This is a genomic window from Streptomyces zagrosensis (assembly GCF_014203645.1).
Lineage (GTDB): Bacteria > Actinomycetota > Actinomycetes > Streptomycetales > Streptomycetaceae > Streptomyces > Streptomyces zagrosensis.
This window is the reverse complement of sequence record NZ_JACHJL010000007.1, coordinates 86,454-112,796: the sequence shown is the minus strand read 5'-3', so window position 1 is coordinate 112,796 and position 26,343 is coordinate 86,454. Positions and strand designations below refer to the sequence as shown.

The window sequence follows — 26,343 nt, the reverse complement described above, 5'->3', positions numbered from 1 at the left end:
TCACGCCCCTTCGCTCGCCCGGGCGGCGGCCAGGCGCACCGCGTCCAGGATTGTTTCGTATCCCGTGCAGCGGCACAGGTTGCCCGACAGCGCCTCGCGGATGTCGGCGTCGGATGGCTCGCTGGTGCGCTCCAGGAGTTCATCGGCCGCCACCAACAGGCCCGGGGTGCAAAAGCCGCACTGCACGGCGCCCGCGTCGATGAACGCCTGCTGAACGGGGGCGAGTTCGGGGCTCGCCGATTCGGCCGGCTTGGCCTGCCAGTGCTGGGCGTCGCTGATGCTGATGCCGGGTGCGAGGCCGTCAGCGCGGTCGGCGCGGCCCGCGCCGCCACCAGTGGCGTCGCCGGCGTCCGGGCCGGGGCCGTGGCCGCCGCATGGCGTGGACCGCTGCTTGGCGAAGTCGGCCAGGCCCTCCACGGTGACGACATCGCGGCTCTGGGCCTGCCCAGCGGCCACCAGGCACGCGCACACCGGTACGCCGTCAAGCCGCACCGTGCACGAGCCGCACTCGCCCTGCTCGCAGGCGTTCTTCGAGCCGGGCAGCCCGAACCGCTCGCGCAGCACGTACAGCAGGCTCTCGCCCTCCCAGACGTCGTCCGCTTCCTGCGGCCGGCCATTGACCGTCATGTTCACGCGCATCGCGGCGCGCCCCCTTTCGTGCTGTCCGCTGTGGCCCGGTAGCTCTCCCAGGCCCAGCCGAGGGTTCGGCGGGCCATCACCGCCACGGCGTGGCGGCGGTACGCGGCGGTGCCGCGCACATCGTCGATGGGGTTGCAGGCGCCGGAGGCCAATTCGGCGAACTGCCGGGCGATGGACGGTGTGATCACCTTGCCGCTGTCCCAAAAGCCGCCCTCGTCCAGCGCGGCGGTCAAGAAGTCCTCGGCGACCTTGGCCCGTACCGGCGTGGGCGCGGCGGAGCCGATGCCGGTCTTGACCGTGCGTTCGGTGGGGTGCAGCGCGAGGCCGAAAGCGCAGACCGCGATCACCATGGCGTTGCGGGTGCCGACCTTGGAGAACTGCTGCGGGCCCGCGGCCTTGACGATGCGTACCGCTCTGATCAGCTCGTCCGGCGCCAGGGCGTTGCGCTTGACGCCGGTGAAGAAGTCATCGACCGGGATCAGCCGGGTGCCGCGCACGGACTGTGCCTCGACCTCGGCCCCGGCGGCGAGCAGCGCGGGGTGGCAGTCCCCGGCCGGGGACGCCGCGCCGAGGTTGCCACCCACGCTGCCGCGGTTGCGGATCTGCGGGGAGCCCACGGTGTGGGCGGCGAGCGCCAGGCCCGGCAGTTCGCCGCGCAGGTGCTCCATGATCTGCGTGTACGGGACGGCGGCGCCGAGCCGCACCTGCTCGGCACCCGCCTCCCACTCGTACAGGTCGCCGATGCGGGTGAGGTCAAGGAGGTAGTCGGGTCGGCGGTGGTCGAAGTTGATCTCGACCATCACGTCCGTGCCGCCCGCGATGGGCACAGCCGAAGGATGCTCGGCCTTCGCGGCGAGCGCCTCCTCCCAGCTTGCGGGGCGCAGGAAGTCCATGGGTGGTCTCTTCTCGAAGATCGGGCTGCGAGGCGGTCCCCGAGGGGGCTGCCGTAGAACTTTGCTGTGTCCTGTTCACGCGGCGTGGCCTCAGTACACCGAGACGTGGCCCACCTGGTGCAGTCACCGAACACCTGAAGCAATTGGCTGGCCAGCGGCCCGGTCTTGTAGATTCGAACGAGAGGTGCGGAACGCAAACCCCGGTGTTCACCCCACGTGACCTGCGCCACGGGTACCCCATACGGTCCCGGTCTGCACGGCCGTGGTTTCGGCCGCCGGGCTGCACCTCCTGCCCCCACGGCACCACCGCCGACACCCGACCACCGACGCCCACGCACCCACCGGGTGCCTCCACCGACCAGGCGGCCCCCACCCACCGGGCGCCGCCGCCCCGGGCCGCCCGTCCGGCCCCGCCCACGAGAGAGAACAGGTGACGACACGATGCGGCTGCGCGCCCTGCTGGAAACCGACGTTCTTGGCCTTCGCCTGCTCGGCGGCGATGAGGAGCTCGACCGCACGGTGCGCGGCGTCATGACCACCGACCTGCGCGACCCCAGCCGCTATCTGTCGGGCGGCGAACTCGTCCTCACCGGTCTCGCCTGGCACCGCGAGCCCGCCGATACGGAGCGGTTCGTCTCCGCCCTGGCCGCGGCCGGGGTCGCCGGGCTCGCGGCGGGCGAGGCGGAACTGGGCTCCGTTCCCGAAGACCTGGTGGTGGCCTGCGCCCGGCATCGGCTGCCGCTGTTCTCGGTGGTCGAGGACGTCTCGTTCGCCGCCATCACCGAACACGTGGTGCGGCAGGTCTCCAGCGAGCGGGCCGGGGACCTGGCCGCCGTCGTGGACCGGCACCGCAGGCTGATGACGGCAGGCCCGGCCGGCGGCGGCCCCGATGTGGTGCTCGACCTGCTCGGCAGCGACCTGGACCTGCGCGCCTGGGTGCTGTCCACGGCGGGCCGCCAGATCGCGGGCTCGGCGCTCGCGGGGCAGGGGCCCGAACTGCCTGCCGCGCTACGGGCCCGGCTCGCGGGCGAGCAGCTCGCCGCGGTACGCGCCGGGCGCCGCCCCCCGTACCGGCTGAGCACCAGCGCGGGCACGTACTCGCTCTTCCCGGTCCGCAACAGCGGTCGCGGCGCGACACCGCGTGACGTACGCGAGACGGTCCTCTCGGACTGGCTGCTGGTCGTGGAGGCGGACGCCGGCGAGTGGCCAACGGAGCGGCTCGACCTGTTGTACGGCGTCACCCAGTTGATCGCGGTCGAGCGGGACCGCAGGGACGCGGCCCGCACGGTGCGCAGGCGGCTGGCCCACGAGGTCCTGGAGCTCGTGCAGACGAGCGCGCCGCCCGCCGAGATCGCGGCCCGGCTACGGGTCGCCGCCCCCGTGCTGCTGCCGGGACTCGGCACCGCGCCCCACTGGCAACTGGTGGTGGCGCGAGTCGAATGGCAGGGCGCGAACATCCCCGGCGGCCCGGTCGCCCAGGCACTCCTTGAGGAGATCCTGGTGGACCCGGCGGCGCCTGGGCCCGAACTCTCGGATCGGATCGCCGTCGCCCACACCGGCGACGAGGCGGTGGCCCTGGTGCCCCTGCCCGCGCTGGCCGGGGGCGAAGGGGCCGAGGCGGAGGTGTACGCGGACGCGCTGCTCACGGTGGTGCGCGAACCCCTCGCCCACGGCCTCGCCGACGACGGCCGGCTCACCCTTGGGGTCAGTGCCGCCGTGTCCTCGGCCGAGGGGCTGCACGGCGCCCTGGAGGAGGCCCGGCACGCCCGCCGGGTCGCCGCCGCGCGCCCCGGCAGCGTCTGCGCGGCCGGCCACCAGGAGTTGGCCTCACACGTCCTGTTGTTGCCGTTCGTGCCCGACGACGTACGGCGGGCCTTCACCGCCCGGCTGCTCGACCCGCTCCGCGAGTACGACCGCCGCCACCGCGCCGAACTCATCCCCACCCTGGAGGCGTTCTTGGCCTGCGACGGCTCCTGGACCCGCTGCGCGGCCCGCCTCCACCTGCACGTCAACACCCTGCGCTACCGGGTGGGCCGCATCGAACAACTCACCGGCCGCGATCTGGCCCGTCTGGAGGACAAGCTGGACTTCTTCTTGGCCCTGCGCCTGAAGTGACGGGTTGGGAGTGGTCCCGCAACCCGCTGGACCAGGAAGCGGCCGGGCCCGCTGAAAGGCCCGGCTCCGCCGCGGGTGGCCCCGGCCGTGTTACGGGTACGCAAGCCGGGCAGTGGCTACACAGGTACGGGTACGGGTACGGGCGCGAGTCAGCCCGTCAGCAGCAGCGCGTCCCCCACCGCGCGTTCGCCCGTCGCGTCCGATGGCATGGTGATCAGCTTGCCGTCCACCGCCATACCGGATGACCCGCCACCATCCAGGGCCATCGCCTGCCTGGCCCCCAACGACCGCATGAGGTCAGCGAGTTCGCTGAGGCCAAGGCCGTCGCTGTAACCGGGCTGGCGGCCTGCCGTCGTCACCATGATCAGGCGGCCACGGGCATCCACGCCGACCGCGGTGCGCGGGTTGCGCTTGAGCCCCCAGGTGTACGGAAACGACGGCTCGCCCGGCCGGTCGATGCCATCCGCCCTGTAGTCAACGGCTGTCTTCCCATCGCGGACCAACCGAGGCCCACCGCTGACGATGTCGTCAGCGGGGCCGAGCCGCACCCGCCGGCCCCGCTCATCGAGGATCTGCTCCTCCACGGTCAGCCGTTCGCCCGCCGTCGCGTGCTCGCGCAACCACTGCGCCCCGGCGCCCACGCCGGCCAGCACGCTGCCGCCCGCGGGCACCAAACCCCCGCGCTGGCGCAGCTCCAGCACCCGGCCCGAGCGGTCGATGACGGCCTCCACACCGTCGCCCGCGGGCGTTTCGGCGCCGAGTTCGTCGGTGAACCGCACGATCTCGTCCGGGTCCGTGCAGGTGACATCGTGCCGGGGCTGCTCCGTTGGCTGGTCTCCACCCGTGCCACCGCAGTTGCGGATGGTGCCGGGGATGCGATTGATGCCGTCGATGACCTCGGAGCTGTGGCCCGCACGAACCCGCAGCCGGGTGCTCAGTTGATCGATCTCGGGCCGTAGGCCATCGCCGCGCAACACCATGGCGGCGCGGCCGTTGGTGGCCGCGCTCTGCAACTCACCCTCGTAGGCGGCGATCCCCGCCGCCGCCCCCGGTACGCCGTCTTTGCTCTCCATCACGAAGAACCCCGCGTTCACCGCGAGCAGCGCGTGCGCCCGCGAGGCCATATCGCTGACCTTCTCGCGGCCGGCCACCGAGCTGCCGTAAGCACCCTTCAGCGACCCGCCGAAGCGTCCCGGGTCGATGATCGCCACCTTCACCTGCGCCAGGCCGGTGCCCGCAGCGCCATCGGCCCCGGTCCACTCACTGACCGCGTCGAAGCCCGCCGCCGTGAGGGCCTTGCGCTGCGCATCGGCCTGGTTCTGCCCGCCGAACACGCCCACGCGTAGCCGCACGCCGAGCAGCCCCTCACGGTCGGCGCCGCGCGGCCACTCGACCCGCTCCGCACGCGGGGCGAACCCGGCCTCCCGCAACCGCTTCGCCAGCGCGTCGGCCGCGGTCTCGGGGAAGAGTTGCGCGCCGGCGTCGGCCCGTACCGTGACGGTCCAGTGGTCGGCCCCCGGCCGCCCCGCTATGACGCCTTGGTAGAGGTCCACGCCGGGGGCCAGCCGGTCCCGATCCCAGTGGGCCGCCGGCTTGGGGGCGCCCTGCGCCGTGGGCGTAGCGGCCCCCGAGGTGCCGCGGTGGGAGGCGGCGCCCTGTGCGGTGGCGCCCGGGGCCACCAGGGCCGCGACGAGCACCGCCGCCAGCGCCGCGGGCCGCAACGAACGGGGACGGCTAGACACCTTGACCACGTCGAACACTCCTCAACCACTTTGAGCCGCTCTGACCCGCCGAACCCTCGCAGCGGGCCGGTACGCACGGCCGTCGCTGGCACGTCTGTGGGGTGAACATGGCGTACGGCCGCGGGGTGGCGGTGTCGCAGGCGGGTCGCGGCCTCTTACTCGGGCGTGATCCGCCGTAAAAACCACTGCCACCGCACGCCATTCCCTGGTCAGAAGAGATCCAGGATTGTGAATCAATTCACACCAACCCCTTGGCCGGGCCCCGGGTTCCGTGTTGAGATGCGCCCACGGCTTCCGGCTCGATGACGCGCTAGGGGAGGGCAATGTGGCGGACACCGCCATGTCACGTTCTGGATCGTCGAACTCTGATATAGGGCCAGGGGGTGGCCTAGGGGCCGGCCTGCTGGTCGACCCACTGCATACGGCGGTCTGGCGGCTGCGCTCACGCGCCTGCTGGGAAGACGCCGCGGAGTTGCTCAGCCCGCTGGCCCGTACCGATCCGGCCGCGGCCCGACTGCGGAGCTCCGTACTGACGGAACAGTGCATGTTCACCACAAGTGGGTGGGAGACGGCCGAGGATGCGCTACGCGCAGCCGAGGCCATCGCGCACACCGACGACGAGCGGGGGGCCGCCGCCTGCGAACGGGGGCACCTCGCCTATGCGGCCACGCTCTTTGGCAACCGGGATCGGGCGGACGAGGCCCGATCCGCGCTCGGTCGGGCAGCGGCGCTACTCGCCCCCGACTCGGCGACTCGCCCGTTGCTCGACTTCCGGCGCGGCCTGCTCGCTCAGCACCTGTCCCGCAACGCGACGAGCGCCCAGGCCGCGTTCCAGCGCGCACACGCCGGGGCCATGGCACACGGCGATGTGCTCCTGTGCTCCTTCACCTGGCGGCACCTCGCCGCGATGGCCGAGGAGAAGGGCGATCGGGCCGAGGCCCGGCACGGCTTCGCCGAATCGCTCCACATCCGGGAAGAGTTGGGCTACCTCATCGGCATCGCCCCGGCGCTGGTCGCGCTCGCCAGCGTGGAATCCGAGTCCGAGTCCGCCCGGCTACGGGCCGAGGCCGGCCGACTGGTGCGGCTGCTCGGCGGGGTGCCAACCTGGTTGGCGAAGCGGCTACGGACGCTGGAGGACGCCTCCAAGGACAGTGCGACGGGCTGAACAGGCACACGCGGCGGCGGGCTGAAATCCCGCCGCCTCTCCACCGCGCCCCCGCCCCCGCCGCCATCTCGCCGCTTGCCCACCACCACCCCACGCGGGACGTCACGTGAAGTGCGCGCGCACCAGTGACTCCGCACGCGCCACATCCCCCGCCGACAAGGCGGTAAGCAACGCGGCATGCTCGGCCGCATCCGCGACAAGATCGGCAATGGCACGGATAGGCTCCGGCGGCCACTGCGATCGACGGTGCAACTCATTGGCCACCAAAGCAAGTTGAGCGTTACCGCCAAGAGCGAGAACGCCGCCGTGGAAGGCACGGTCCGCATCGGCGTAGGCGGCCACATCACCACTCGCAGCGGCCAGTGCCGAGGCATCGGCGAGCGGGCACAACGTCGCCCAGCGCCACGCCGGAACCGTACGGATCAGCCGCAGCATCGCCGGGACCTCCAGCAGAGCCCGCACCTCCGCCAGTTCCGCGGCCTCACGCTGGCTGCGCTGAGCGACGCGAAACCCGCGGTTGGGGACGACCTCCACCACACCCTCGCTGGCAAGCCGCTGCATGGCCTCGCGCACCGGGGTCGCCGAAACGCCGAAGCGGTCGGCGAGCGACGGTGCGGAGTAGATCCCACCGGGGGCCAGCTCCCCGGCCAGCAGCGCGCTCCGCAGGGCGGCCAGCACCTGGTCACGCACGGAGAACCGGCGAGGCACGGTACGTGGCGCCGGTACGACGCCGCGCTCGCGGCGGCGCTGCGGCGCCGCCACCTTGGGGGCAAGCTGCTCCACCCGAGTCCTCCTGCCGCGTCCCTGTCCACCTTGGCCCGCAGTTTCCGGGCTTCATGCACCATAGGCGGATACCGCGCCAATTCCCATACCGGCCGGTACTCACAAGGTGAGGCGTTACTTACCGGTTCGCGATGCGGTGACGCACGCATGGCCACACCCAGTTCGACCATCCGCTCGTCCGCTCCCTTGTTCGCTACCTCCTGTTCACGGCGATGCGGCCTGCGGGGGTGCGGCGTACGGCATATGTGGGGGGACTTTCGGGGACGGCATGCACGGCATGCGACTCACTACGCGTGGAGTGACGGCCCACCAGAGGCCGCGCAATACGCACCGGCTGACGTGACAACAGCGCTTTTTCGGCTTACCGCCTACGCCATCGCATCGTCGCGTAGAGGGCCTTCCGCGCGCTCGCGTACCGCTGTGCGCCCTCGTATACGCTGACGCATCCGGGCGTCCGAGATTCGTTGTTGTGCGAGCTTCCGCAACTGGTCAATCGCTTCGATCACTTGCGGTAGATTCACCCCATCGAGTTTCGCGACTCGAACGCGACGCGGCGTCATCGTGCCCGCGTTCGGCCCGTATCGCACCTATCCGGATGCCCTTAGCCTCCGTTGGCGTCCTCTTGCCCGGAAACGCCCTAGGAGAAGGTCTGGTTCCGTCAAGATGACCCGCGATAGGTCGCACAGCGGCCAAAACGTCACGGAAGCGAGGCAAGGGGCACCGGATGAAACTGACCGACATATCGCTTGATTGGGCGCTTCCGGTCGCCGTAGCAGTCGTCGGGGTCGCGGTAGCAGTGACGTTGAAGGCGCGCGGCCAGAAGGTAGCGGCTAAGGACGCCGCGCAAGCCGACTCGTGGGAGCGCAGCGAAGAGCGGCGGCGGCGCAAGGAAGCCCTTTACGCCAGCGCCTCGTATCTGCTGCTGTTCTGCTGTGCGGCAGTCGCCGCGGCACTGTCCTTCCATGGCCTGGTGGGCTTCGGACGGCAGAACCTGAATCTGACCGGCGGCTGGGAGTACCTGGTGCCGTTCGGACTCGACGGCGCAGCCATGTTCTGCTCGGTGCTTGCCGTGCGGGAGGCGAGCCACGGTGATGCCGCGCTCGGTTCCCGGCTCCTGGTGTGGACGTTCGCCGGGGCCGCGGCCTGGTTCAACTGGGTGCATGCACCACGAGGGATGGGGCACGCGGGTGCTCCGCACTTCTTCGCGGGCATGTCGCTCTCGGCGGCCGTGCTCTTCGACCGCGCGCTGAAGCAGACTCGTGTTGCCGCTCTGCGCGAACAAGGTCTCGTGCCGCGCCCGCTGCCGCAGATTCGGATCGTGCGGTGGCTGCGGGCACCGCGAGAGACGTTCGCCGCCTGGTCGCTAATGCTGCTTGAGGGCGTACGCACCCTGGACGAGGCCGTCGAAGAGGTACGCGACGACCGGCGACAGCAGGACAAGGAGCGGCAGCGCCGACGCGACCAGGACAAGCTGGACCGCGCTCGGATACGCGCCTACAACCGCCAGCACCGGCTATGGGGCCGCCGCGGTGGCCGCCAGGTAGAGGCCGGTGGCATGTCAGCGCCGGCGGGACAGCTCGGTTCGGAGAGCGCTATATCCGAGCCGCCCGGTCCGGACAGGCCAGGGCAACTCCCCGTGCTCTCCCGCCCGGCACTCCAGCCGGTCGCGGGCAGCGACCACGGTGACAAGGAGGGTGACGCGACGGCCCTTGGCCGTCGCCGAACCGTTGACCTCACCGCCGAGGACGACACCCTCACCATTCCGCGGCTCGACTCGCTAGAAGAAAAGCTGGCACAGATTGAGCGCCAGTTCGGCTGAGCCGAGACACGCCTTGGACATGGTCCGTACGGAATATTCCGTACGGACCATGTCTATGTCCGGAGCAGGTCCGTGCCCGGCTCGCTGAGCTCGTGGTCTCGGCTGTGCTGGTACCGGTCATGGCTGAGCTACCGGTCATGGCTGAGCTACCGGTCATGGCTGAGCTGCCGGTCATGACCGTGGGCGTCGCCATGACCGGCATCGTCGCCGTGTCCTGTGTCCGTGACCGGCCTCGTGACCGTATGCCGTCGCGCCCCGTTGGGTGCGATGGCGCCGACGCTCGTGCGCGCCAGCGTATGTCGGCCGGTGCGCCTGTCCTCGCGGCTCCTCAGCCGGAGCCGCTGGCGCCCAGTTCGAACCAGACCGCCTTGCCCACGCCGTGCTCGCGCACACCCCAGACGTCAGCCATGTCCTCGACCAGCAGCAGGCCCCGGCCCGACGTGCTGGCCTGCTCCGCATCCGTGCGCGGCTTGGGCGAGCGGGCACCGAAGTCCCGCACCTCAACCCGCAGCCGCCCCCTGGCATGGGCTCGCGGGCCTGAGGTCAGCCGCGCCGTGACGATGGCTGAACTCTCCGTATGCACCAGGGCATTGGTGGCAAGTTCGCTGATGAGCAACTCGGCGATCTGCGCCCGGTCCTGACCGTCGCCCCACTGGCGCAGCAGTTCTCGCAAGCCCCTGCGGACGTCCGATATTCCCGAGAGCTCACCGCGGCGAAGCTGCCGCGTCATGCGCGCTTCGGCGTCCTTGCGCGCTCCGCCCCCGGCTTCCCCCGTGGCCCTTCCTACGATCCCGGTAGTCCTTCCAGTCTCCCCCGTAACGCTTCTGGCCTCCCTCGTACTCCGTGCGGATTCTCCCGAGACGTCCCGTGCGACTGCCACCATCTCGGCTTCCGACCGGCGGTCCGTGTTACTCCACCGCGCAGGCTGACGCTTCATACCTCCCCGCCCCGACCGTTCTCGACCGACCCCGTCTGTCCGACGAACCGTCTGATTCGAACGCGCGCTCCTAGAATGCATGCCCCACTTAATCGGCTCACACTCCCGGACACACACTCAGATACGGGGCAGGTTGCGCAGGTTTGAGCGAGCCATCTGCACCATCTTCCCCACGCCACCATCCAGGACGATCTTGCTTGCGGAGAGCGCGAAACCGGTCACCATCTCAGCGCGGATCTTCGGCGGAATGGATAGCGCGTTGGGGTCGGTGACCACATCGACGAGCGCCGGACCCTGGTGCGCGAAGGCATCACGCAGCGCGCCGCGAAGCTGTTTGGGCTTCTCCACTCGCACCCCGTACGCGCCCGCCGCCCGGGCGATGGCAGCGAAGTCCGGGTTGTGATTGCTTGTGCCATATGCCGGCAGGCCCGCGACCAGCATCTCCAACTCGACCATGCCGAGTGAGGAGTTGTTGAACAACACGATCTTCACCGGCAGGTCGTACTGCACGAGGGTGAGGAAGTCACCCATCAACATCGAGAACCCGCCGTCCCCCGACATCGAGACAATCTGCCGCCGCCGGTCGAGGAACTGCGCGCCGATGGCCTGGGGCAGCGCGTTGGCCATGGACCCATGAGTGAAGGAGCCGATCACGCGGCGGCGGCCGTTGGGCGTGAGATAGCGGGCCGCCCAGACATTGCACATTCCGGTATCGACCGTAAAGACCGCGTCATCGGCCGCCTCTTCGTCCAGTACGGAGGCGACAAATTCCGGATGGATGGGGATGTGCTTGTCTACCTTGCGGGTGTACGCCTTGACGACACCTTCCAGTGCATCCGCGTGCTTGCGCAGCATCCGTTCAAGAAACTTACGGCTCGTTTTGGCGCGCACCTGGGGCGTGAGGCAGCGCAGCGTCTCACGCACATCGCCCCATACGGCGAGCGCGAGCGTCGAGCGCCGTCCCAGATGCTCGGGCCGCACGTCGATCTGCACGATCTTCACGTCGTCGGGCAGAAAGGCGTTGTACGGGAAGTCGGTGCCCAGCAAGATCAGCAGATCGCACTCGTGAGTAGCCTCGTAGGCGGCGCCGTAGCCGAGCAGCCCGCTCATGCCCACGTCGTACGGGTTGTCGTACTGAATCCACTCCTTGCCGCGCAGCGCGTGCCCGACCGGTGCCTTCACCCGCTCCGCGAACTCCATCACCTCCTCGTGCGCGCCCGCCGTGCCGCTACCGCAAAACAGCGTCACCCGCTCCGCCTCGTCCACCAGGCGGGCCAGCTCCGCGATCTCGGCGTCACCGGGCCGTACGGAGGGGCGCGAGGTCATCAGCGCGTGCTCGACAGCGCGCTCGGGCGCCTGCTGGGCGGCCACATCGCCCGGCAGCGAGACCACGCTGACTCCGCCGCGGCCGATGGCGTGCTGAATGGCGGTCTGGAGCACCCGGGGCATCTGCCGGGAGTTGGAGATCAGCTCGCTGTAGTGGCTGCACTCGCGGAAGAGTTGATCGGGGTGGGTCTCTTGGAAGTACCCCGTGCCGATCTCGCTGCTGGGGATCTGCGCGGCGATGGCGAGTACCGGGGCCATCGAACGGTGTGCGTCGTACAAGCCGTTGATGAGGTGCACGTTGCCAGGCCCGCAAGAGCCCGCGCAGGCCGCGAGCGAGCCGGTGAGCTGCGCCTCGGCCCCGGCCGCGAAGGCAGCCGTCTCCTCGTGCTTGACCTGCACCCAGTCGATGCCCGATGTCCGGCGGATCGCGTCGGTGATCGGATTGAGGCTGTCGCCCACCACCCCGTACAGCCGCCGCACCCCGGCCCGTACCAGGATGTCCACGAACTGCTCCGCCACGGTCTGCTTCGCCATCGTGTGCTCGCCCCTTCGGCTGAGTCCCACCGGTCCCGGACATCCGGAACCGGGCGCCCGCTCGTCGGCCGGCGGGCGCCGCGGTCCTCCCCATCAACCCACGGATGGCGCGGTTACGCCTCCCAGACGGCGACCGCCGTGCGGTCATCGGCGTACCCCTTGACGCGTAGCCGGACATCGGCCAGATACGCGATGAGCCCTGGCGGTTCCGGGGCCGACCACCGCTGGCGCAGCGCTTCGGCGAGCGCGGGTTGGCCGATGAACGGCTCCGCGAGGCCCGGGCTGCACAGCAGCAGCACATCGCCCGGCCGGGCGATGTGCGCCCGAAAGCGGAACGACTCAACGGCCGCGGCTGCGGGCTGGCCATCGACAGGGGGCACGGCAGCGGGCACGGCAGCGGGCGACGGGGGTCGCGGGGCGGCGGGAAGGTGTGGCTGGGTGGCGGGGGGGTGTGGCTGGGTGGCGGGCGCGGGCCCCTGATCCGCGGCGTACGGTGCCTGTTCCCACCCGTACGGCGTCGGCTCCGTCCCGCCGTACGTCGCCGGCTCGGGCCCACTGCCTGGCGCCCGCTCCGGTTCCGACGCCACCGGCCCCGGCCCGTGCAACTGCGGCGATGGCGAACCGCCATCGAGGCCGGGGATCGGGCCGGACCCACCGTCCGACTCCTGGGCGGCGGGCTCCAGGTCCTGCCACGCGCCGCCGCGCAGCCTAAACAACCCGCCGTCGCCCACGCCGAAGAACACCCGGGTACGGCAGCCGGGGGCGACAGGCAGCAACAGGCAGCGCAACGATGCGGTGTACTCGGCGGGGTCCAGGCCCAGTTCGGCCGCGCGCGTACGCAGCCGCCCGTAACCGCGGTCGGTGAGCCGCTGGAGCCCCGACTTCAGCGCGGCCCTGCGTCCGCCCCTGATGTCGTCGGCGAGCCGGACATGGCTGCGCCCGACCGCGCCGCCGATCCATGCGCACAGCTCCCGGGCCGCCCGGTGCGCGCCAGGCGCGGCGCGAGACCCGCTCGCCACGGCCACCAGGAGCAGTGCGTCATCGCCGGTGCCAAAGCGCGCGGTCAGCAGCATGTCGCGCCGCGGCTCACCGCGATACCGGGCCGAGTCGCCACGAGAGGAGACGGCGCGCAGCGTGATCGCCCCGTAGCAGGCGCCGTCCACCGTGCTATCGGGCACCAAATCGTCCAGATCGATGGCGTCATCGCCCGGGTCAATGGCGGTGGCAGGCGGCAACGCGGTCGGCTCGGCCGCGTAGGTGGGCGGACGGTCGCCGATGAACTCTCCTTCGGCGCGCGGCTGACCAGGCAGTATCGGCTGCCCCACCGCCCGCTCGGCGTGCTGTCGCGGCACTCCCCCATCCGTCGCCCGCCCGGCCGCGGTTGCTCCCTGGTACGGGGCGGCCAGGCCGGTAGGAGCGATGGGTTCGGTGGGTGTTGCGGGGGCCGCGTGTGGTGCGGATGCGGCAGGCGCGACGGCTGCGATGGGTGCCGTGGCCGGGGCCGACCAGGCAGTGGCGGGCTGGATCGGCTCGTCGGCGATGTGCGGCGGGCCTGCGGCGGGGCCAGTCCACCGGGCGGGCTCGGGCTGCTGGGCGGCGGGCCCGAGCCGGTCGGCTGCGGGCTGAGCCCAAGGAGTGGCGGAGCCGGACGCCATATCCGACCCGGCAGCGGCCCGGCCGGAGGGGCTGCCAGGGCCGGCGGAGCCGGCAGGACCGGAGGCGCTGGCGGAGCCCGGCAGCCCGTCGAAGCTGCTGGTACCGCCGGGGCTTGAGGGGCCGGCTGGGGTGGTGGGCCCGCTGAAGTCGGCGGCGCGGCCGAAGGGCGTCGCGGGGCCCGGCATCGCGAACCCGGCCGGCGTCCCGTAACCCGGAAGCGTTGGTCCGCCCTCGCCCTCGCCGGGCGGAAGGGGCGGCTCCCACGGGGCCCGCGCCGTGGATATGGAGCGAGTCGGTGCGGCGCGCGGTCCACGCTCCGTCGTCGGCTTCGCCCCTGCCCACGCTGCCGAGCCCGGCCCGCCCCCGAACGACGCGTCCCACGGCCACCCAGCGGTCGGAACCCCGCCCGGCCGAACGTCCTCTGCACCGGTGGCCGTGCAGGCGGCGTCGCGCGGGCCGGCATTGCGCGGGGCGAGGGCGGCCTGAAGCAGGGTGGGCTGAGCGGGCTGGGGCGGAACGGGCTGGACCGTAGCGGGCTGATCGGGCTGGTCCCGCCAGGTCCGGCGGTCGGACGCGGCGGGCGGCTCCCGCCACGCCAGGCTCTGTGGTGCGGCACGGCCCTCGGGTACGGCCGGCTTCTCGGAGGTCGCGCGGTCTTCCAGTGCGGCACGGTCCTCGGGTACGGCACGGCCATCGGGCACGGCCGGCTTCTCGGAGGTCGCGCGGTCTTCCGATGCGGCACGGCCATCGGGCACGGCACGGCCATCGGGCGCACAGGTGTCTTCTGGTGCAGTGGGCCGCTCGGGCGCGGTGCCTCGCTCGGGCGCGGTGGGCCGATGAGGTAAGGCCGGACGCGGCTGCGCGGGGTCGAGCTGGGCCGGTGGAGCGGGCAAGTCCAGCTCCGGAGGAGCGGAGAGGCCCGGCTCGGGAGGAGCGGGCGCATCCGGTTCCGTGCGCGACTTGGGGCGCTCCGGCTGGGCCGCTGGAGTCGCGGAGTCATCCGGTGGCGTACCGCTCGCTATGGAACCACCCGGCACCAGTCCTTCCGGTACGGATTCGCCCGGTACAAAACCCTCCGGTACGAAGTCGCCCGACACGTAACTTTCCGGTACGGAGTCGCCCGGTACGGAACCTTCCGGTATGAAGCCGTCCGATGCGGGGGCGAGCGTGCGGGCTGCGGAGTCGAAGCGGTCGTCCAGGGAGTCCGGCGCGGCAACAGGGCCGGTGTCCCCCCTGTCCTCGTCGTACAACTCCCGCCACCAGTCATCCTCGTGGCCGTGACGATGTTCCCCCTGCTGGCTCATGGCCCACATTGTCTACCGCTCGGTGCGCGTGGGAACAGGGAGCGCCGAACGTGCCTGGCCCACGGCGGGGGCGCGCGGCCATGGTGATCGCGCTGCCCTTCCCCCCCGATCGGCTGGTCATGAACGCGGCGCCCAGTGCAAGGATGTGCCCGCGAGGCGGGTTCGCGCCGCGGCGTTTTTCCGTCGCCGTCCGTCGTTGACCAGCCTTCGTTAACCGGCTTTCATTCACCGGCTTTCTGGGAGGGCGCGGCATGCTGAGTGCGCTAGGTCTGGATGAGGTGCAGGAGTCGGCGTATCGAACCCTGGTGGGGCTCGGTGCTGCTGAGATTCCCGAACTCGCTCTCCGATTGGCCCGCCCCGAGGGGGACACCGAGCGGGCCCTGCGCTGTTTGGAGCGGCAGGGATTGGCGGCACGATCGTCGGGGCGCGCCGGGCGGTGGGTGGCGGTACCACCCACCGCCGCGCTCGGCACCTTGCTCACCCGGCGCCGGCACGAGCTGGAGCGTGCGGAGCAGACCGCGGCAGCGCTCGCCGAGGAGTACCGCTGTGGCGCGGCGCATCGCGCCGCGCGCGACGTGGTGGAGGTGGTATCCGGCATGACCGCCATCCGCCACCGCTCGCTGCAACTACGGTCGGGCGCGGCCGACGAGGTGTGTGCGCTGATCGCCGGTACGGAGCGGATGCCGCTGGGCAGGCCCATGGGGCACGGGGTGCGCCAACGGGTGGTGGTCGAGCGCGAGCTGCTGTCACGGCCCGCGGGGCTCAGCGAGCTGACCACCGCCCTGGGCCGCGGCACGGGCGCGCAGATACGGGTGGTGGACCGGGTGCCGACGAGCCTGCTCATAGCGGACGGGCGGCTCGCCCTGGTCGCCTTGCAGCGGCCTCCCGCCGAGGCGCCCACTGGTTGGCCGGTGGCCGAGGCCGACCCGTACGACGGTGATCCGGCCGCCGCACGGCGATCGCGGCAGGCGGGGCGCCCCGGGCAGACGGGGTGTGGCCAGCAGGGCGGGCAGTCTGGCGGGCAGCCCGGTGCGCGGGCCCACAGCGCTGTCGAGACGGTGGGGCTGGTGGAGCCCGAAGCGCTGATCGTCCACCCCAGCGGCCTGCTCGCATCGCTGCACGCGCTGTTCGACGCGGCGTGGCGGGACGCGGTGCCCCTGCGGTTCGACACGACGGGTGGGGCAAGCCAACCGCCGGCGCCGGCACCCGATGGCCCGGACGGCACAGACCTGGAGATCTTGTCGCTGCTGCTCGCCGGGCTGACCGACGCGAGCGTCGCCAAACAGCTCGATCTGGGCCTGCGCACGGTGCAGCGCCGGGTGAAGGGGCTGATGGAGTTGGCGGGCGTGACGACCCGGCTCCAGCTTGGATGGCACGCGTACGAACGCTGTTGGATCTCCCGTACGGTCGCCCCGTCCAGTGGCCGTCCAGTCGCCTCGTCCGGTGGCCGTTCGAGCGCCGCGCCCGGTGGCAGCCGGCCCAACAACCAGCCCGTGCCCCCGGCTCGCCCGTCATCCGACCAGCGCTCCCCCGCGCCCCGACGGGCCACAGCGCGCGAGGCCGCGAACGCGGCGGCACGGGCCCTGCACAGGACATAGCGGCCAGAGAGCTGGCGGGCGGCGGACGTGCCTGCCGTGCCTGCCGTGCGTAAGGCAAGCCCATCGTCCCCGGCTCCGGCCACACACATCAAGGCACCCGCAACCGCTCTGCGAGCCCGGCCGGATACAGCCCGATGACGCCCGGCGGCGCTCACCCGCTTGCGGCCGTTCGGCCACACCCGGCCGCCGGGCGGCGCTGCCCGAGGGGCGTTGCCCGGTCTGGTCCGGCAACCTGGGGCCCATGGGTACCGGGCAGCTCGTTCTCGACGGTCTGGTGCTGCTTTTCGGGCTGATCGGCGTCCTGCTGCCGGGGGTGCCGGGGCCGCTGATCGTCTGGGCCGGGGTGCTGTGGTGGTCGATGGCCGAAAAGACCGCCGTGGCATGGGCCTTGCTGGCCGGGGCAACGGCCGTGTTGCTGCTCAGCCAGGCCCTCAGATGGCTGCTGCCCAGCCGTAGCATGAGCGGCGCGGGCATCACCCGCGGCACCCTGCTGCTTGCGGGGTGCGCCGGTGCGGTCGGCTTCGTCGTGGTGCCGGTGGTCGGCGCGGTGCCGGGATTCGTCGCCGGGGTCTACGTCGCCGAACGGGCCCGCCTCGGCGCGCACGGCCCGGCCTGGGTGTCCACCCGCAACGCGCTGCGCGCGACCGGCTACGCGGTCCTGGTGGAACTGGTCAGCTGCCTCTTGGTCGCCGGCGCGTGGCTGGCCGCGGTGATCTTCGCCTGACCGGGCACCATCGACACGACCGCCCCGCGCCATCTCGCGCCCACCGCATAAACCTTGTTGTACGGAACCGCTGGCATTCGCGCCAAGCAGCCCACCTCTACGACGCCTGGACCACACCTTGACATCCGCCGTTTGTGCTTAGCCCCGGTACGCCTCAAGAAGCCGGAGCCAGACCTCGCTGATGGTGGGGTAGGCGGGCACCGCGTGCCAGAGGCGTTCGATGGGGATTTCGGCGACCACGGCCAGGCTCGCGGAGTGCAGCAGTTCGCCGACCGCGGGGCCCACGAACGTCACGCCGATCAGATGGTCGCGGTCGAGGTCAACGACCATGCGGGCCCGGCCCCGGTAGCCGTCTGCGTACAGGCTGGCCCCCGCCACCTGGCCCAGGTCCTGATCAACGACCCGAATTCGGCGGCCCGCGCTTTCCGCGTCGGCCGCGGTCAGGCCCACCGCGGCCACCTCGGGATCGGTGAACACCACCTGCGGGGCACCCGCGGTGTCGGCCGTGGCCACATGCGCACCCCAGGGGTCGGTCTCCAGGAGCGGCAGCCCCTGGGCTCGGGCGGCGATGACCGCGCCCGCGATGCGTGCCTGGTACTTGCCCTGATGGGTCAGCAGGGCGCGGTGGTTGCTGTCCCCCGCCGCGTAGAGCCAACCGCCCGGGACGCCCCGTACCTGGCAGGTGTCGTCCACGTCCAGCCAGGTGCCCGGTCGCAGTCCGACGTTCTCCAGGCCGATGTCGTCGGTGCGCGGGGCGCGGCCGGTGGCGAACAGCACCTCATCGGCCTCGATGGTGGCGTTGGCGCCCGCCCCGTCGCCGGCCAGCGTGAGGGTCACGGGCCCGGCCGGTTCGGAGCGCCGCACCTCGGTGACCGAGGTGTCGGTGCGCAGGACCACCCCGGCCTCGGTCAACGCCTCGGCGACCAGTTCGCCCGCGAACGGCTCCATGCGCGGCAGCAGTCCCCTGCCCCGTACCAGCAGGGTGACCTCGGCCCCGAGCGCTCGCCAGGCGGTTGCCATCTCGACCGCCACGACGCCACCGCCGACCACCGCCAACCGCCCAGGGACGTGCTGGGCGCTGGTCGCCTCACGGCTCGTCCACGGCCGCGCGTCAGCCAGGCCCCGCAGCTCTGGCAGCGCGGCGCGGCTCCCCGTGCACACGGCGACGGCGTGCCGCGCCGTGAGTGTGCGCCGCTGCCCATCCGGTGCGGTGACCGTCACCTTTCGCGGCCCGTCGATCCGGCCGTGCCCCCGTACGAGGTCGATGCCCGCCGATTCCAACCACTGGGCCTGTCCGTCGTCCTTCCAGTGCGAGGTGAACGCGTCGCGGTTTGCGAGCACCGCGGGCACATCCAGCGGTCCGGCGGCGGCCTGCTGCACGCCCGGCGTACGGCGCGCGTCTGCCCGTGCGATGACCGGGCGCAGCAGTGCCTTGCTCGGCATGCAGGCCCAGTACGAGCACTCGCCGCCAATGAGTTCGCTCTCCACGATGACGGCGGACAGGCCCGCCGCGTGCGCTCGGTCGGCCAGGTTCTCGCCCACCGGGCCCGCGCCCAAGACGATCACGTCGTACACATCCATGGCGGCGCCCATCACAACCCGCTCTCTTCCGACAGCTACGGCAAACGGCCTCGGCCATCGGCTATTCGGTGTCGTCAGTCGTTATCGGTATCCGTTGCAACGTTGTATCTGTTGCATCCGTTGTATCTGTTGTATTCGTTGTGGGCATCGGCGCTGGGCGCCGGTCCCGGGCTGCGGCCCTACGCGGCGAGTCCCGCTACGGCGATACGGCTGCGACGGTGCCTCGGCGGTTACGGTCACAGGTCTGGTCGGTCCGGCGCTACCCAGCGACCGGCGCGCGACCAGGACATGTGCGCCGCCCCGCCCCATCCTTCCCTCGGGCGCCGGGCCAGGCCACCCGGACGGGCGGAAAGAGCGGCCCGGCGCGGCAGCCATCAGAACGGGGACGGGGTCATCTGCCGTCGAAGGGCCCGTTGCCCCTACAGCAGCGCGCCGCGCAGCTACGGCTTACGGACGGGGCCGCGCTTGCGTTCAAGCATGTGTCGGCCGAGGGCCTGCCGCTGCTTCCAGTCGCGCCGCTGCTCGGCCCGCAGCCGGGCGTCGGTGCGGGCCGCGAGGCGCTGGTTTTCGCGCAGCAGTTTGCGGTAGCTGTCCAGCCGGCGGTGTTGGAGCGTGCCGTCCTCCAGCGCGGCGAGTACCGCGCAGTCGGGTTCGGCCTCGTGCGCGCAGTCGTGGAACTTGCACTCCGCGGCCAGCGCATCGATCTCGGCGAACGCCCGCGCGACACCGCTCTCCGCGTCCCACAGGCCGACGCCACGCAGCCCCGGGGTGTCGATGAGCACTCCGCCCCAGGGCAGTGCGAGGAGGTTACGGGTGGTCGTGGTGTGCCGGCCCTTGCCGTCCATGTCGCGGATGGCCTGCACCTCCTGCACGTCCTGCCCGACCAGCGCGTTGGCCAGGGTGGACTTGCCCGCGCCGGACTGGCCGAGCAGTACGGCGGTGCCGTCGGCGAGTGAGGCGGCGAGAATGTCCAGGCCATCGCCGGTTGCCGCGCTGACGGCCAACACCTGTACCTCGGGTGCGGTGGCCTCGGTGTCGGAGATGAGGTCGCTGAGCACGGCCGGCTCATCGACCAGATCGGCCTTGGTCAAGACGACCAGCGGGGTCGCGCCGCTCTCCCACGCCAGGGCCAGGAACCGCTCGACGCGCCCCAGGTCGAGTTCGACCGCGAGCGAGATGGCGATGATGGCGTGATCGACATTGGCCGCCAGGACCTGGCCTTCGGAGCGCTTCGACGAGGTGGAGCGTACGAAGGCGGTACGCCGTGGCAGTAGCGCCCGTACGTACCCCTGCTCCAGATCAACGGCGGCCCAGTCACCGGTACACATGATGTCCAGCGGATCGCCGGTGGTGACCAGGGAGGTGCTGGCATGGACGGTACGCACCCCGCCGGCAGCGTCAGGCCCGCCGGCCTCGCCCGCGACGACGAGATCACAGCGGCCCCGGTCAACGCGCACGATGCGCCCGGGGGCCAGCCCGGCAGCTGCGTACGGGGCGAAGGCGGTGCGCCATGCGTTGTCCCAGCCGTACGGAACGAGTACAGCGTCAGGGCAGTGCGCAGCCGAAGGCGCCGACGAGTCGGCACGATAAGAAGAGTTCACGGGGTCCGCAGCGGTAGACGCTGAGGAGAAGGAGGAACGGTGCAGGGGAGCGTGAGACAAGGGATGACCCTTCACAGGGTGGCCCCGGCACCGCGCGCGCGGCGCGCAGTGAACGAAGAAGGCTTCGTGAGGATCAGCCGGAGGCCACAGGGGTGGGCGTGATGAACTCCTGAACGCGGGCAGTGCCTCGCACCGTGACCGTCATCAATGTCCTCACCTCCTGCTTCTGCCTGCTCGTGCTATCGCTCCGCGTTCCGCCGCTGTTGCGCGCCGGTGCGGCCGTGTTCTCGCTGCGCGACGGGACCGCCGCGGTGGGGAACGCCGTTACCGTAAACCAGCTATCGCACCCGGCGCCAGCCATTTAACCGGCGGCCGGTCCACCTCCCGTTCCGCCGCCTGAGCTACGTGTCCACGACACCTCACGGTCCGGCGCGGTGCCGCCCGCGCAGGGAGTGTGGCGTCCGGTTGCGTCCCTGCGGCGGCTCCGGGGAGCCCTGCGGCGGCCAGGCGGTGTTCGGCGGGTACGCCCCGTCCGGCGCGTCCGAGGGGTACGCAGCGCCAGTCGGATAGGGCGGGTCTGAGGGGGCCGGCGCATCGGCCGTGCTCGATGGTTCCCAGGCGTCGGACGGGTGCGGCGGCTGCTGACGGGCCGGGCCCGCGGGGCGGGGGGACGGCGGCGGTGGCTGCGGCGCCGGTGGGTGGGTGCTGCGCGGGAAATGGCCCGGTGGGTAGCTGGGGCGCGGCGGATAGCGGGTTACGCCCTGCGGTGTCGCACCGGGCCCCGGGCCCCGGTGCGCAGCGGCGTCGCCTCGCGCCGGATCGTCCGCCCGCGCGTGCGCCCGCTGGCGGTCGCGCTGCTGGTCCTGCGCGTGGGCCCCGGCCCCGCCCTGCGTGCGTTCCCGCTCTCGGCCCTGTGCGCGCTCCCGGTCCCGCTCCGGCACGTGTTCGCGCTCGCGCCGGGCGTGCAGCCGGGACCTGACGTCCTTGGGGGGCAGGAACTGGGCCCAGCGCTCGGGGAACTCCGATGGCGGCTCGGACTCCGCCCAGTCGTCTCCCTCGGCGTCGCGCTCCCTGGCCGCCGCCTCGGCGAAGGCCCGGGCCGCCGCCGCGCGCCGCTCGCGTTCGCGTTCCTCGCGCGCCGCCGCGGTGGCGACCGAGGGCCAGACCCGGTCGAGGGAGGCGTTGACGGCGGCGCCCACCAGGACCGCGAACGCGGACACACCGATCCACAGGAGCACCGCCACCGGCGCCGCCAGCGAGCCGTAGATGGTGGGGCCCTCGACCGTCTGGGTCAGATAGATGCGCAGCAGCAAGCTGCCGAGCACCCACATGGTCAGCGCGATCAGGGCGCCCGGGATGTCCTCGCGCCAGGGCGATCTGACGGGCACGGAGACGTGGTAGAGCGTGGTGAGGAAGGCGACGGAGAGCAGGATCACCACGGGCCAGTACAGGATGCGGACCGTGTCCGCGCTGCGCGGGAAGATGTGCACCACCGCATCGGGCCCCACCACCATCAGCGGCAGCGCCACTGCCCCCACCATGAGCGCGACCAGGTAGAGCAGGAAGGCCAGCAGCCTGGTCTTGACGATGCCCCGGTGGCCTTCGAGCCCGTACATGATCGTGATGGTGTCGACGAAGACGTTCACGGCGCGCGACCCCGACCACAGGGCGATGGCGAAGCCGAGGGAGATCACATCGGGTCTGCCGCCCTCGATGACGTCGTCGAGGAGTGGTTCGGCGATCTCGCTGACGCCCTTGTCGGACAGGACCGTGCCGGAGGCTTCGAGGATGTTGTCCCTGATGCTGGCAACGGTTTCGGTGTTGGTCCAGGCGTCGAGGTAGCCGAGGAGCCCGATCAGGCCGAGCAGCAGCGGCGGCAACGAGAGCAGGGTGAAGAACGCCGCTTCGGCGGCGAGCCCGGTGACGCGGTACTCCATGCAGGAGTTGACGGTGTCCTTGAGGAGCAGCCATGCCATTTTGCGTTTGGAGACATGCTGAGACAGGGCACGGGCCCTGTGCAGTCGGCCATCTGGCCGCCCGGGGGATTCGTTCGCTGGCTGCACGTCTTCACCGTATCTGCCCTTTCGCCCCCGGCCAGCCGGGTGACCTGGGCCGATCTTTGCTCGCTGGCCCCCGCATGGTTGGCTGGCGGCATGACGACCACCGTGACCACCTGGTACTTGGAGCAGACCTCCCCGGCCGATCTCGTCGTCGCGCGGCCGTTGTCCGCCGAAGCCGATGTGCTGGTGGGGCGTGCGACGGTGCCTAGCCCGGAGTTCAGCCGCTTCCTGTACACGTCCGTTGGCGGGGACAACGCCTGGACCGACCGGCTGAGCTGGACGTACGCACAGTGGCAGGAGGCCCTTGGGCAGCCGGGCACGGAGACGTGGGTGGCGTACGAGAAGGGCACGCCCGCCGGCTATATCGAGTTGGCGGGGCAGGCCGATGGTGTCGTGGAGATCAGCTATTTCGGGCTGCTGCCGGCCTTTCGGGGGCGTCGCATCGGTGGGCGCCTGCTGTCGTTCGGCGTTGAGCGGGCGTGGGACCTGGCCGAGCGGTGGCCGCAGCGGGTCCCCACAAAGCGGGTGTGGGTGCACACCTGTTCCAAGGACGGCGAGCATGCGCTTGGCACCTACGAGCGGCGGGGGTTTCGGATCTACCGGACCGAGGCCGAGGAGGAAGCGGAGCCGGTGAATCCGGGGCCGTGGCCCGGTGCGTACGAGCCCGCTACTCACGCGTAACCGGACTGGTCCGAGCTTCGCGAGTACACCCGTTTCACTGGTGTGAGCGACCCCACAGTGTCCCATAAAGCGAGACGCTAACGTCCACATAATGGACAATGGTGGACGCTCCCAAGACGGCCATGCCACGCTTCCGTCATGTCTAGAGCTGGAATTGCCTTGGTGAGTCGGCGTCACGTCGATCTCGGACGCATGTCCAGCGCCATCTGTCCGGCGGGCTGACAGCGCAGCGCCACCACACTTTCCGCCGTTCCCATCGTCGCGGACGCGCGTCTTTTCCGTCGCTCTCGCGCGTCTTTTCCTTGCTCTGACGACTGACTTGATGACGCCTGTCCAGGCCCGTTGCTCAAGCGCCGTGCACCCACGCATGGTGCAGGTCAGCAGTGCAGATCAGCGAGGTTTCGCCGGTCCGGCCCACCAGCTTGCGTCCCCGCCGCGTAGCTAAGAGTTCAGCGCGGCCTGGCGCTCGTCCCCGCGTGCTGTCGGCACCGCTCCCGGCCACGCCGCCATCCGTCACGCCCCGCTCGTCGCCCGCCGTCCCGCCCGAGCCGCCCAGAAGGACACACCACCATGGCCGCCAATCCGGAACGCCCCCAGTCTTCGGCTCAGGGCGCCCCCGCCGCCGCGCCCCGCCGCAAGGCCGGACGCCACCGCGGCGAGGGCCAGTGGGCCGTGGGCCACTTCACCCCGCTCAACGGCAACGAGCAGGTCAAAAAGGACGACGACGGTCTCAATGTGCGGACACGCATTGAGACGGTGTACTCCAAGGCCGGCTTCGACTCGATCGACCCCGCCGATCTGCGCGGGCGGATGCGCTGGTGGGGCCTGTACACCCAGCGCAAGCCCGGCATCGATGGCGGCAAGACCGCCATCTTGGAGCCGGAGGAGTTGGACGACTCGTACTTCATGCTGCGGGTGCGCATCGACGGCGGGCGGCTGACCACCGAGCAGTTGCGCGTGATCGGCGAGATATCGCAGGAGTTCGCACGCGGCACGGCCGACATCACCGACCGGCAGAACATCCAGTTCCACTGGATCAGGATCGAGGACGTGCCGGAGATCTGGCGCCGGCTTGAGGACGTGGGCCTGTCATCGACGGAGGCGTGTGGCGACACTCCCCGCGTCATCCTCGGCTCCCCCGTCGCCGGCATCGCCGAGGACGAGATCATCGACGGCACCTGGGCCATCGAGGAGATCCACCGCCAGTACATCGGCAACCCGGCGTACTCCAACCTCCCGCGCAAGTTCAAGGGCGCCGTCTCCGGATCGCCACTCCTGGACGTGGTGCACGAGATCAACGACGTCGCGTTCGTCGGCGTGCACCACCCCGAGCACGGGCCCGGCTTCGATGTCTGGGTCGGCGGCGGTCTGTCCACCAACCCCAAGCTCGGCGTCCGCATCGGCGCCTGGGTGCCGCTGGAAGAGGTGCCGGACGTCTTCGGCGGCGTCATCAGCATCTTCCGCGACTACGGATACCGCCGGCTGCGCAACCGCGCCCGCATGAAGTACCTGCTCGCCGACTGGGGCGCGGAGAAGTTCCGCCAGATCCTGGAGGACGAGTACCTCAAGCGCAAGCTCATCGACGGCCCCGGGCCCGAGCAGCCCGCCGAGCGCTGGCGCGACCATGTCGGCGTGCACCGGCAGCGCGACGGCCGGTTCTACGTGGGCTTCGCCCCGCGCGTCGGCCGGGTGGACGGCGCGACGCTGACGAAGATCGCCGAGCTGGCGCACGACCATGGCTCTGGGCGACTGCGGACCACCGCCGAGCAGAAGATGCTCGTCCTGGATGTCGCGCAAGACCGCGTCGAATCCCTGGTTGCCGGCCTTGAGGCACTGGAACTCCAGGTCAACCCGTCGCCCTTCCGGCGCGGCACCATGGCGTGCACCGGCATCGAGTTCTGCAAGCTGGCCATCGTGGAGACCAAGGCTCGCGGCGCACAGCTCATCGACGAGTTGGAGCGCCGGATGCCGGACTTCGACGAACCGCTCACCATCAACATCAACGGCTGCCCCAACGCCTGCGCCCGCATCCAGGTCGCCGACATCGGCCTCAAGGGCCAGTTGGTCCGCGATGACGACGGCAACCAGGTCGAGGGCTACCAGGTGCACCTCGGCGGTGCGCTCGGTTTGGAGGCCGCATTCGGCCGCAAGGTGCGCGGCCTGAAGGTCACATCGGCCCAACTTCCCGAGTACGTCGAACGGTTGCTGACCCGATTTCAGGAGCAGCGCACCGAAGGGGAACGGTTCGCCCAGTGGGCCGGCCGCGCGGCCGAAGAAGACCTGTCGTGAGCGAGCGGAGTGCGCCATTCTATTGCCCGTACTGCGGCGAGGAGGACCTGAATCCTTCCGAAGAAGGCCACGGCACCTGGGAATGCACCGCCTGTAACCGCGCGTTTCGGTTGTCGTTCCTCGGACTGCTGGCCGCGGGTCTGCGGCACAGCACCGAGGAGACCAGCGAGAGGGGCGGTACCGCATGACGATCACCAGGCAACGTACCGAAACCGAGCTTGAGGAGCTGGCCGAGCGGGCGGGCCGGGAACTGGAAGACGCGCCGGCGCTGGAAATTCTGCGCTGGAGCACCGAAACCTTCGGGGAGCGGTTTTGCGTCACCTCCTCGATGGAGGACGCCGTCGTGGCGCATCTGGCCGCGCGCGTACGCCCCGGCGTGGACGTGGTCTTCCTCGACACCGGCTACCACTTCCCGGAGACCATCGGCACCCGGGACGCCGTGGGCGCGGTGCTGGACGTCAACTTGATCACGCTCACGCCGCGCCAGTCGGTCGCCGAGCAAGACGCCGAGTACGGCCCGCGGCTGCACGAGCGCGACCCCGACCGGTGCTGCGCGCTGCGTAAGATCGCGCCGCTTGAGGCGGGGCTGGGTGACTACGACGCGTGGGCGACCGGGCTGCGCCGCGACGAGTCCCCCACCCGGGCGAACACGCCGGTGGTGGGCTGGGACGCGCGGCGCCGCAAGGTGAAGGTGTCACCGATCGCCCGCTGGACGCAGGACGATGTGGACGCCTACGTGGCCGAGCACGGGGTGCTCACCAACCCACTTCTGATGGATGGTTACGCATCGGTTGGCTGCGCCCCCTGCACCCGCCGGGTGGCGGCGGGCGAGGACGCGCGGGCCGGCCGCTGGGCGGGGACCGGCAAGACCGAGTGCGGGTTGCACGGCTGATGAC

20 protein-coding genes and 1 pseudogene are annotated in these 26,343 nt (G+C 71.3%); 11 read left to right on the top strand and 10 right to left on the bottom strand.

The genetic code is table 11. From position 1 onward, the window contains the following. Window positions 1–639 (bottom strand): (2Fe-2S)-binding protein, encoded by a 639-nt coding sequence (locus FHS42_RS15300; RefSeq protein ID WP_184572769.1) that lies wholly within the window; start codon window positions 637–639, stop codon window positions 1–3. Continuing rightward, entirely contained in the window at window positions 630–1,532 is a 903-nt protein-coding gene (locus FHS42_RS15295) for an FAD binding domain-containing protein (protein WP_184572768.1), read from the bottom strand. The genes FHS42_RS15300 and FHS42_RS15295 overlap by 10 nt, the downstream gene beginning before the upstream one ends. Window positions 1,533–1,973: 441 nt before the next feature. Between FHS42_RS15295 and FHS42_RS15290 the strand changes: the two genes are divergently transcribed. Beyond that, entirely contained in the window at window positions 1,974–3,647 is a 1,674-nt protein-coding gene (locus FHS42_RS15290; protein ID WP_184572767.1) for a PucR family transcriptional regulator, read from the top strand. Window positions 3,648–3,796: 149 nt separating this feature from the next. Here FHS42_RS15290 and FHS42_RS38615 read toward each other — a convergent pair whose 3' ends face one another. Continuing rightward, complete coding sequence (locus tag FHS42_RS38615) at window positions 3,797–5,398, bottom strand: phosphodiester glycosidase family protein (protein ID WP_221476536.1); 1,602 nt, start codon at window positions 5,396–5,398, stop codon at window positions 3,797–3,799. A gap of 331 nt (window positions 5,399–5,729) precedes the next feature. Between FHS42_RS38615 and FHS42_RS15280 the strand changes: the two genes are divergently transcribed. Continuing rightward, window positions 5,730–6,554: a hypothetical protein gene (locus tag FHS42_RS15280; protein ID WP_184572766.1), complete on the top strand. Its 825-nt coding sequence runs from the start codon at window positions 5,730–5,732 to the stop codon at window positions 6,552–6,554. A gap of 102 nt (window positions 6,555–6,656) precedes the next feature. Here FHS42_RS15280 and FHS42_RS15275 read toward each other — a convergent pair whose 3' ends face one another. Continuing rightward, complete coding sequence (locus FHS42_RS15275) at window positions 6,657–7,316, bottom strand: GntR family transcriptional regulator (RefSeq protein ID WP_312866904.1); 660 nt, start codon at window positions 7,314–7,316, stop codon at window positions 6,657–6,659. Window positions 7,317–8,061: 745 nt separating this feature from the next. Between FHS42_RS15275 and FHS42_RS15270 the strand changes: the two genes are divergently transcribed. Beyond that, window positions 8,062–9,156 (top strand): DUF2637 domain-containing protein, encoded by a 1,095-nt coding sequence (locus tag FHS42_RS15270; RefSeq protein WP_184572764.1) that lies wholly within the window; start codon window positions 8,062–8,064, stop codon window positions 9,154–9,156. Between the two features lie 328 nt (window positions 9,157–9,484). Here the strand turns inward: FHS42_RS15270 and FHS42_RS15265 are convergent, their stop codons facing one another. The 3 genes from FHS42_RS15265 to FHS42_RS37060 form a co-directional block, all read right to left on the bottom strand. Further along, complete coding sequence (locus FHS42_RS15265) at window positions 9,485–9,886, bottom strand: ATP-binding protein (RefSeq protein ID WP_184572763.1); 402 nt, start codon at window positions 9,884–9,886, stop codon at window positions 9,485–9,487. A gap of 324 nt (window positions 9,887–10,210) precedes the next feature. Next, window positions 10,211–11,953: a pyruvate dehydrogenase gene (locus FHS42_RS15260; protein WP_184572762.1), complete on the bottom strand. Its 1,743-nt coding sequence runs from the start codon at window positions 11,951–11,953 to the stop codon at window positions 10,211–10,213. 113 nt (window positions 11,954–12,066) lie between these two features. Further along, window positions 12,067–14,913 (bottom strand): protein phosphatase 2C domain-containing protein, encoded by a 2,847-nt coding sequence (locus tag FHS42_RS37060; protein ID WP_246494830.1) that lies wholly within the window; start codon window positions 14,911–14,913, stop codon window positions 12,067–12,069. 251 nt (window positions 14,914–15,164) lie between these two features. Here FHS42_RS37060 and FHS42_RS37055 point away from each other — a divergent pair, with 251 nt between their 5' ends. Then, a complete protein-coding gene (locus FHS42_RS37055; RefSeq protein WP_246494828.1) occupies window positions 15,165–16,511 on the top strand; it encodes a helix-turn-helix domain-containing protein in 1,347 nt (448 codons plus the stop codon). Window positions 16,512–16,752: 241 nt separating this feature from the next. Further along, the gene (locus FHS42_RS15235; RefSeq protein WP_184572761.1) at window positions 16,753–17,235 is read left to right on the top strand and encodes a DUF456 domain-containing protein; all 483 of its coding nucleotides are present in this window, start codon (window positions 16,753–16,755) and stop codon (window positions 17,233–17,235) included. Between the two features lie 138 nt (window positions 17,236–17,373). On the opposite strand, the gene FHS42_RS15230 is transcribed toward FHS42_RS15235, so the two are convergent. Together FHS42_RS15230 and rsgA are read right to left on the bottom strand one after the other, a co-directional pair. After that, on the bottom strand, window positions 17,374–18,828 hold the full coding sequence (locus FHS42_RS15230) for a dihydrolipoyl dehydrogenase family protein (protein ID WP_184572760.1): 1,455 nt from the start codon (window positions 18,826–18,828) through the stop codon (window positions 17,374–17,376). Window positions 18,829–19,256: 428 nt separating this feature from the next. Then, window positions 19,257–20,417, bottom strand: a complete 1,161-nt coding sequence (gene rsgA / locus FHS42_RS15225; protein ID WP_312866883.1) for a ribosome small subunit-dependent GTPase A — start codon at window positions 20,415–20,417, stop codon at window positions 19,257–19,259. A gap of 194 nt (window positions 20,418–20,611) precedes the next feature. Between rsgA and FHS42_RS15220 the strand changes: the two genes are divergently transcribed. Continuing rightward, window positions 20,612–20,782, top strand: coding sequence for a hypothetical protein (locus FHS42_RS15220; RefSeq protein WP_184572758.1), 171 nt, complete (start codon window positions 20,612–20,614; stop codon window positions 20,780–20,782). Between the two features lie 573 nt (window positions 20,783–21,355). Here FHS42_RS15220 and FHS42_RS15215 read toward each other — a convergent pair. Beyond that, window positions 21,356–22,480: pseudogene (locus FHS42_RS15215) on the bottom strand (YihY/virulence factor BrkB family protein); the annotation flags it as partial. A gap of 90 nt (window positions 22,481–22,570) precedes the next feature. Between FHS42_RS15215 and FHS42_RS15210 the strand changes: the two are divergent. The 5 genes from FHS42_RS15210 (at window position 22,571) to FHS42_RS15195 (ending at window position 26,339) form a co-directional block, all read left to right on the top strand. After that, window positions 22,571–23,158 (top strand): GNAT family N-acetyltransferase, encoded by a 588-nt coding sequence (locus FHS42_RS15210; protein WP_184572757.1) that lies wholly within the window; start codon window positions 22,571–22,573, stop codon window positions 23,156–23,158. 138 nt (window positions 23,159–23,296) lie between these two features. Then, complete coding sequence (locus tag FHS42_RS38610) at window positions 23,297–23,380, top strand: putative leader peptide (RefSeq protein ID WP_309471194.1); 84 nt, start codon at window positions 23,297–23,299, stop codon at window positions 23,378–23,380. A gap of 348 nt (window positions 23,381–23,728) precedes the next feature. After that, complete coding sequence (locus FHS42_RS15205) at window positions 23,729–25,447, top strand: nitrite/sulfite reductase (RefSeq protein WP_184572756.1); 1,719 nt, start codon at window positions 23,729–23,731, stop codon at window positions 25,445–25,447. After that, window positions 25,444–25,635, top strand: coding sequence for a hypothetical protein (locus FHS42_RS15200; protein WP_184572755.1), 192 nt, complete (start codon window positions 25,444–25,446; stop codon window positions 25,633–25,635). The genes FHS42_RS15205 and FHS42_RS15200 overlap by 4 nt, the downstream gene beginning before the upstream one ends. After that, window positions 25,632–26,339, top strand: coding sequence for a phosphoadenylyl-sulfate reductase (locus FHS42_RS15195; protein WP_184572754.1), 708 nt, complete (start codon window positions 25,632–25,634; stop codon window positions 26,337–26,339). The genes FHS42_RS15200 and FHS42_RS15195 overlap by 4 nt, the downstream gene beginning before the upstream one ends. Window positions 26,340–26,343: the final 4 nt, after the last annotated feature.

What these genes read in the sequence shown, in the direction of transcription:
- FHS42_RS15300 (WP_184572769.1), bottom strand. Translation starts at nt 639, where the DNA reads ATGCGCGTGAACATGACGGTCAATGGCCGGCCGCAGGAAGCGGACGAC.
- FHS42_RS15295 (WP_184572768.1), bottom strand. Translation starts at nt 1,532, where the DNA reads ATGGACTTCCTGCGCCCCGCAAGCTGGGAGGAGGCGCTCGCCGCGAAG.
- FHS42_RS15290 (WP_184572767.1), top strand. Translation starts at nt 1,974, where the DNA reads ATGCGGCTGCGCGCCCTGCTGGAAACCGACGTTCTTGGCCTTCGCCTG.
- FHS42_RS15280 (WP_184572766.1), top strand. Translation starts at nt 5,730, where the DNA reads ATGTCACGTTCTGGATCGTCGAACTCTGATATAGGGCCAGGGGGTGGC.
- FHS42_RS15270 (WP_184572764.1), top strand. Translation starts at nt 8,062, where the DNA reads ATGAAACTGACCGACATATCGCTTGATTGGGCGCTTCCGGTCGCCGTA.
- FHS42_RS15265 (WP_184572763.1), bottom strand. Translation starts at nt 9,886, where the DNA reads ATGACGCGGCAGCTTCGCCGCGGTGAGCTCTCGGGAATATCGGACGTC.
- FHS42_RS15260 (WP_184572762.1), bottom strand. Translation starts at nt 11,953, where the DNA reads ATGGCGAAGCAGACCGTGGCGGAGCAGTTCGTGGACATCCTGGTACGG.
- FHS42_RS37060 (WP_246494830.1), bottom strand. Translation starts at nt 14,913, where the DNA reads ATGAGCCAGCAGGGGGAACATCGTCACGGCCACGAGGATGACTGGTGG.
- FHS42_RS37055 (WP_246494828.1), top strand. Translation starts at nt 15,165, where the DNA reads ATGCTGAGTGCGCTAGGTCTGGATGAGGTGCAGGAGTCGGCGTATCGA.
- FHS42_RS15235 (WP_184572761.1), top strand. Translation starts at nt 16,753, where the DNA reads ATGGGTACCGGGCAGCTCGTTCTCGACGGTCTGGTGCTGCTTTTCGGG.
- FHS42_RS15230 (WP_184572760.1), bottom strand. Translation starts at nt 18,828, where the DNA reads ATGGGCGCCGCCATGGATGTGTACGACGTGATCGTCTTGGGCGCGGGC.
- FHS42_RS15210 (WP_184572757.1), top strand. Translation starts at nt 22,571, where the DNA reads ATGACGACCACCGTGACCACCTGGTACTTGGAGCAGACCTCCCCGGCC.
- FHS42_RS38610 (WP_309471194.1), top strand. Translation starts at nt 23,297, where the DNA reads ATGTCTAGAGCTGGAATTGCCTTGGTGAGTCGGCGTCACGTCGATCTC.
- FHS42_RS15205 (WP_184572756.1), top strand. Translation starts at nt 23,729, where the DNA reads ATGGCCGCCAATCCGGAACGCCCCCAGTCTTCGGCTCAGGGCGCCCCC.
- FHS42_RS15195 (WP_184572754.1), top strand. Translation starts at nt 25,632, where the DNA reads ATGACGATCACCAGGCAACGTACCGAAACCGAGCTTGAGGAGCTGGCC.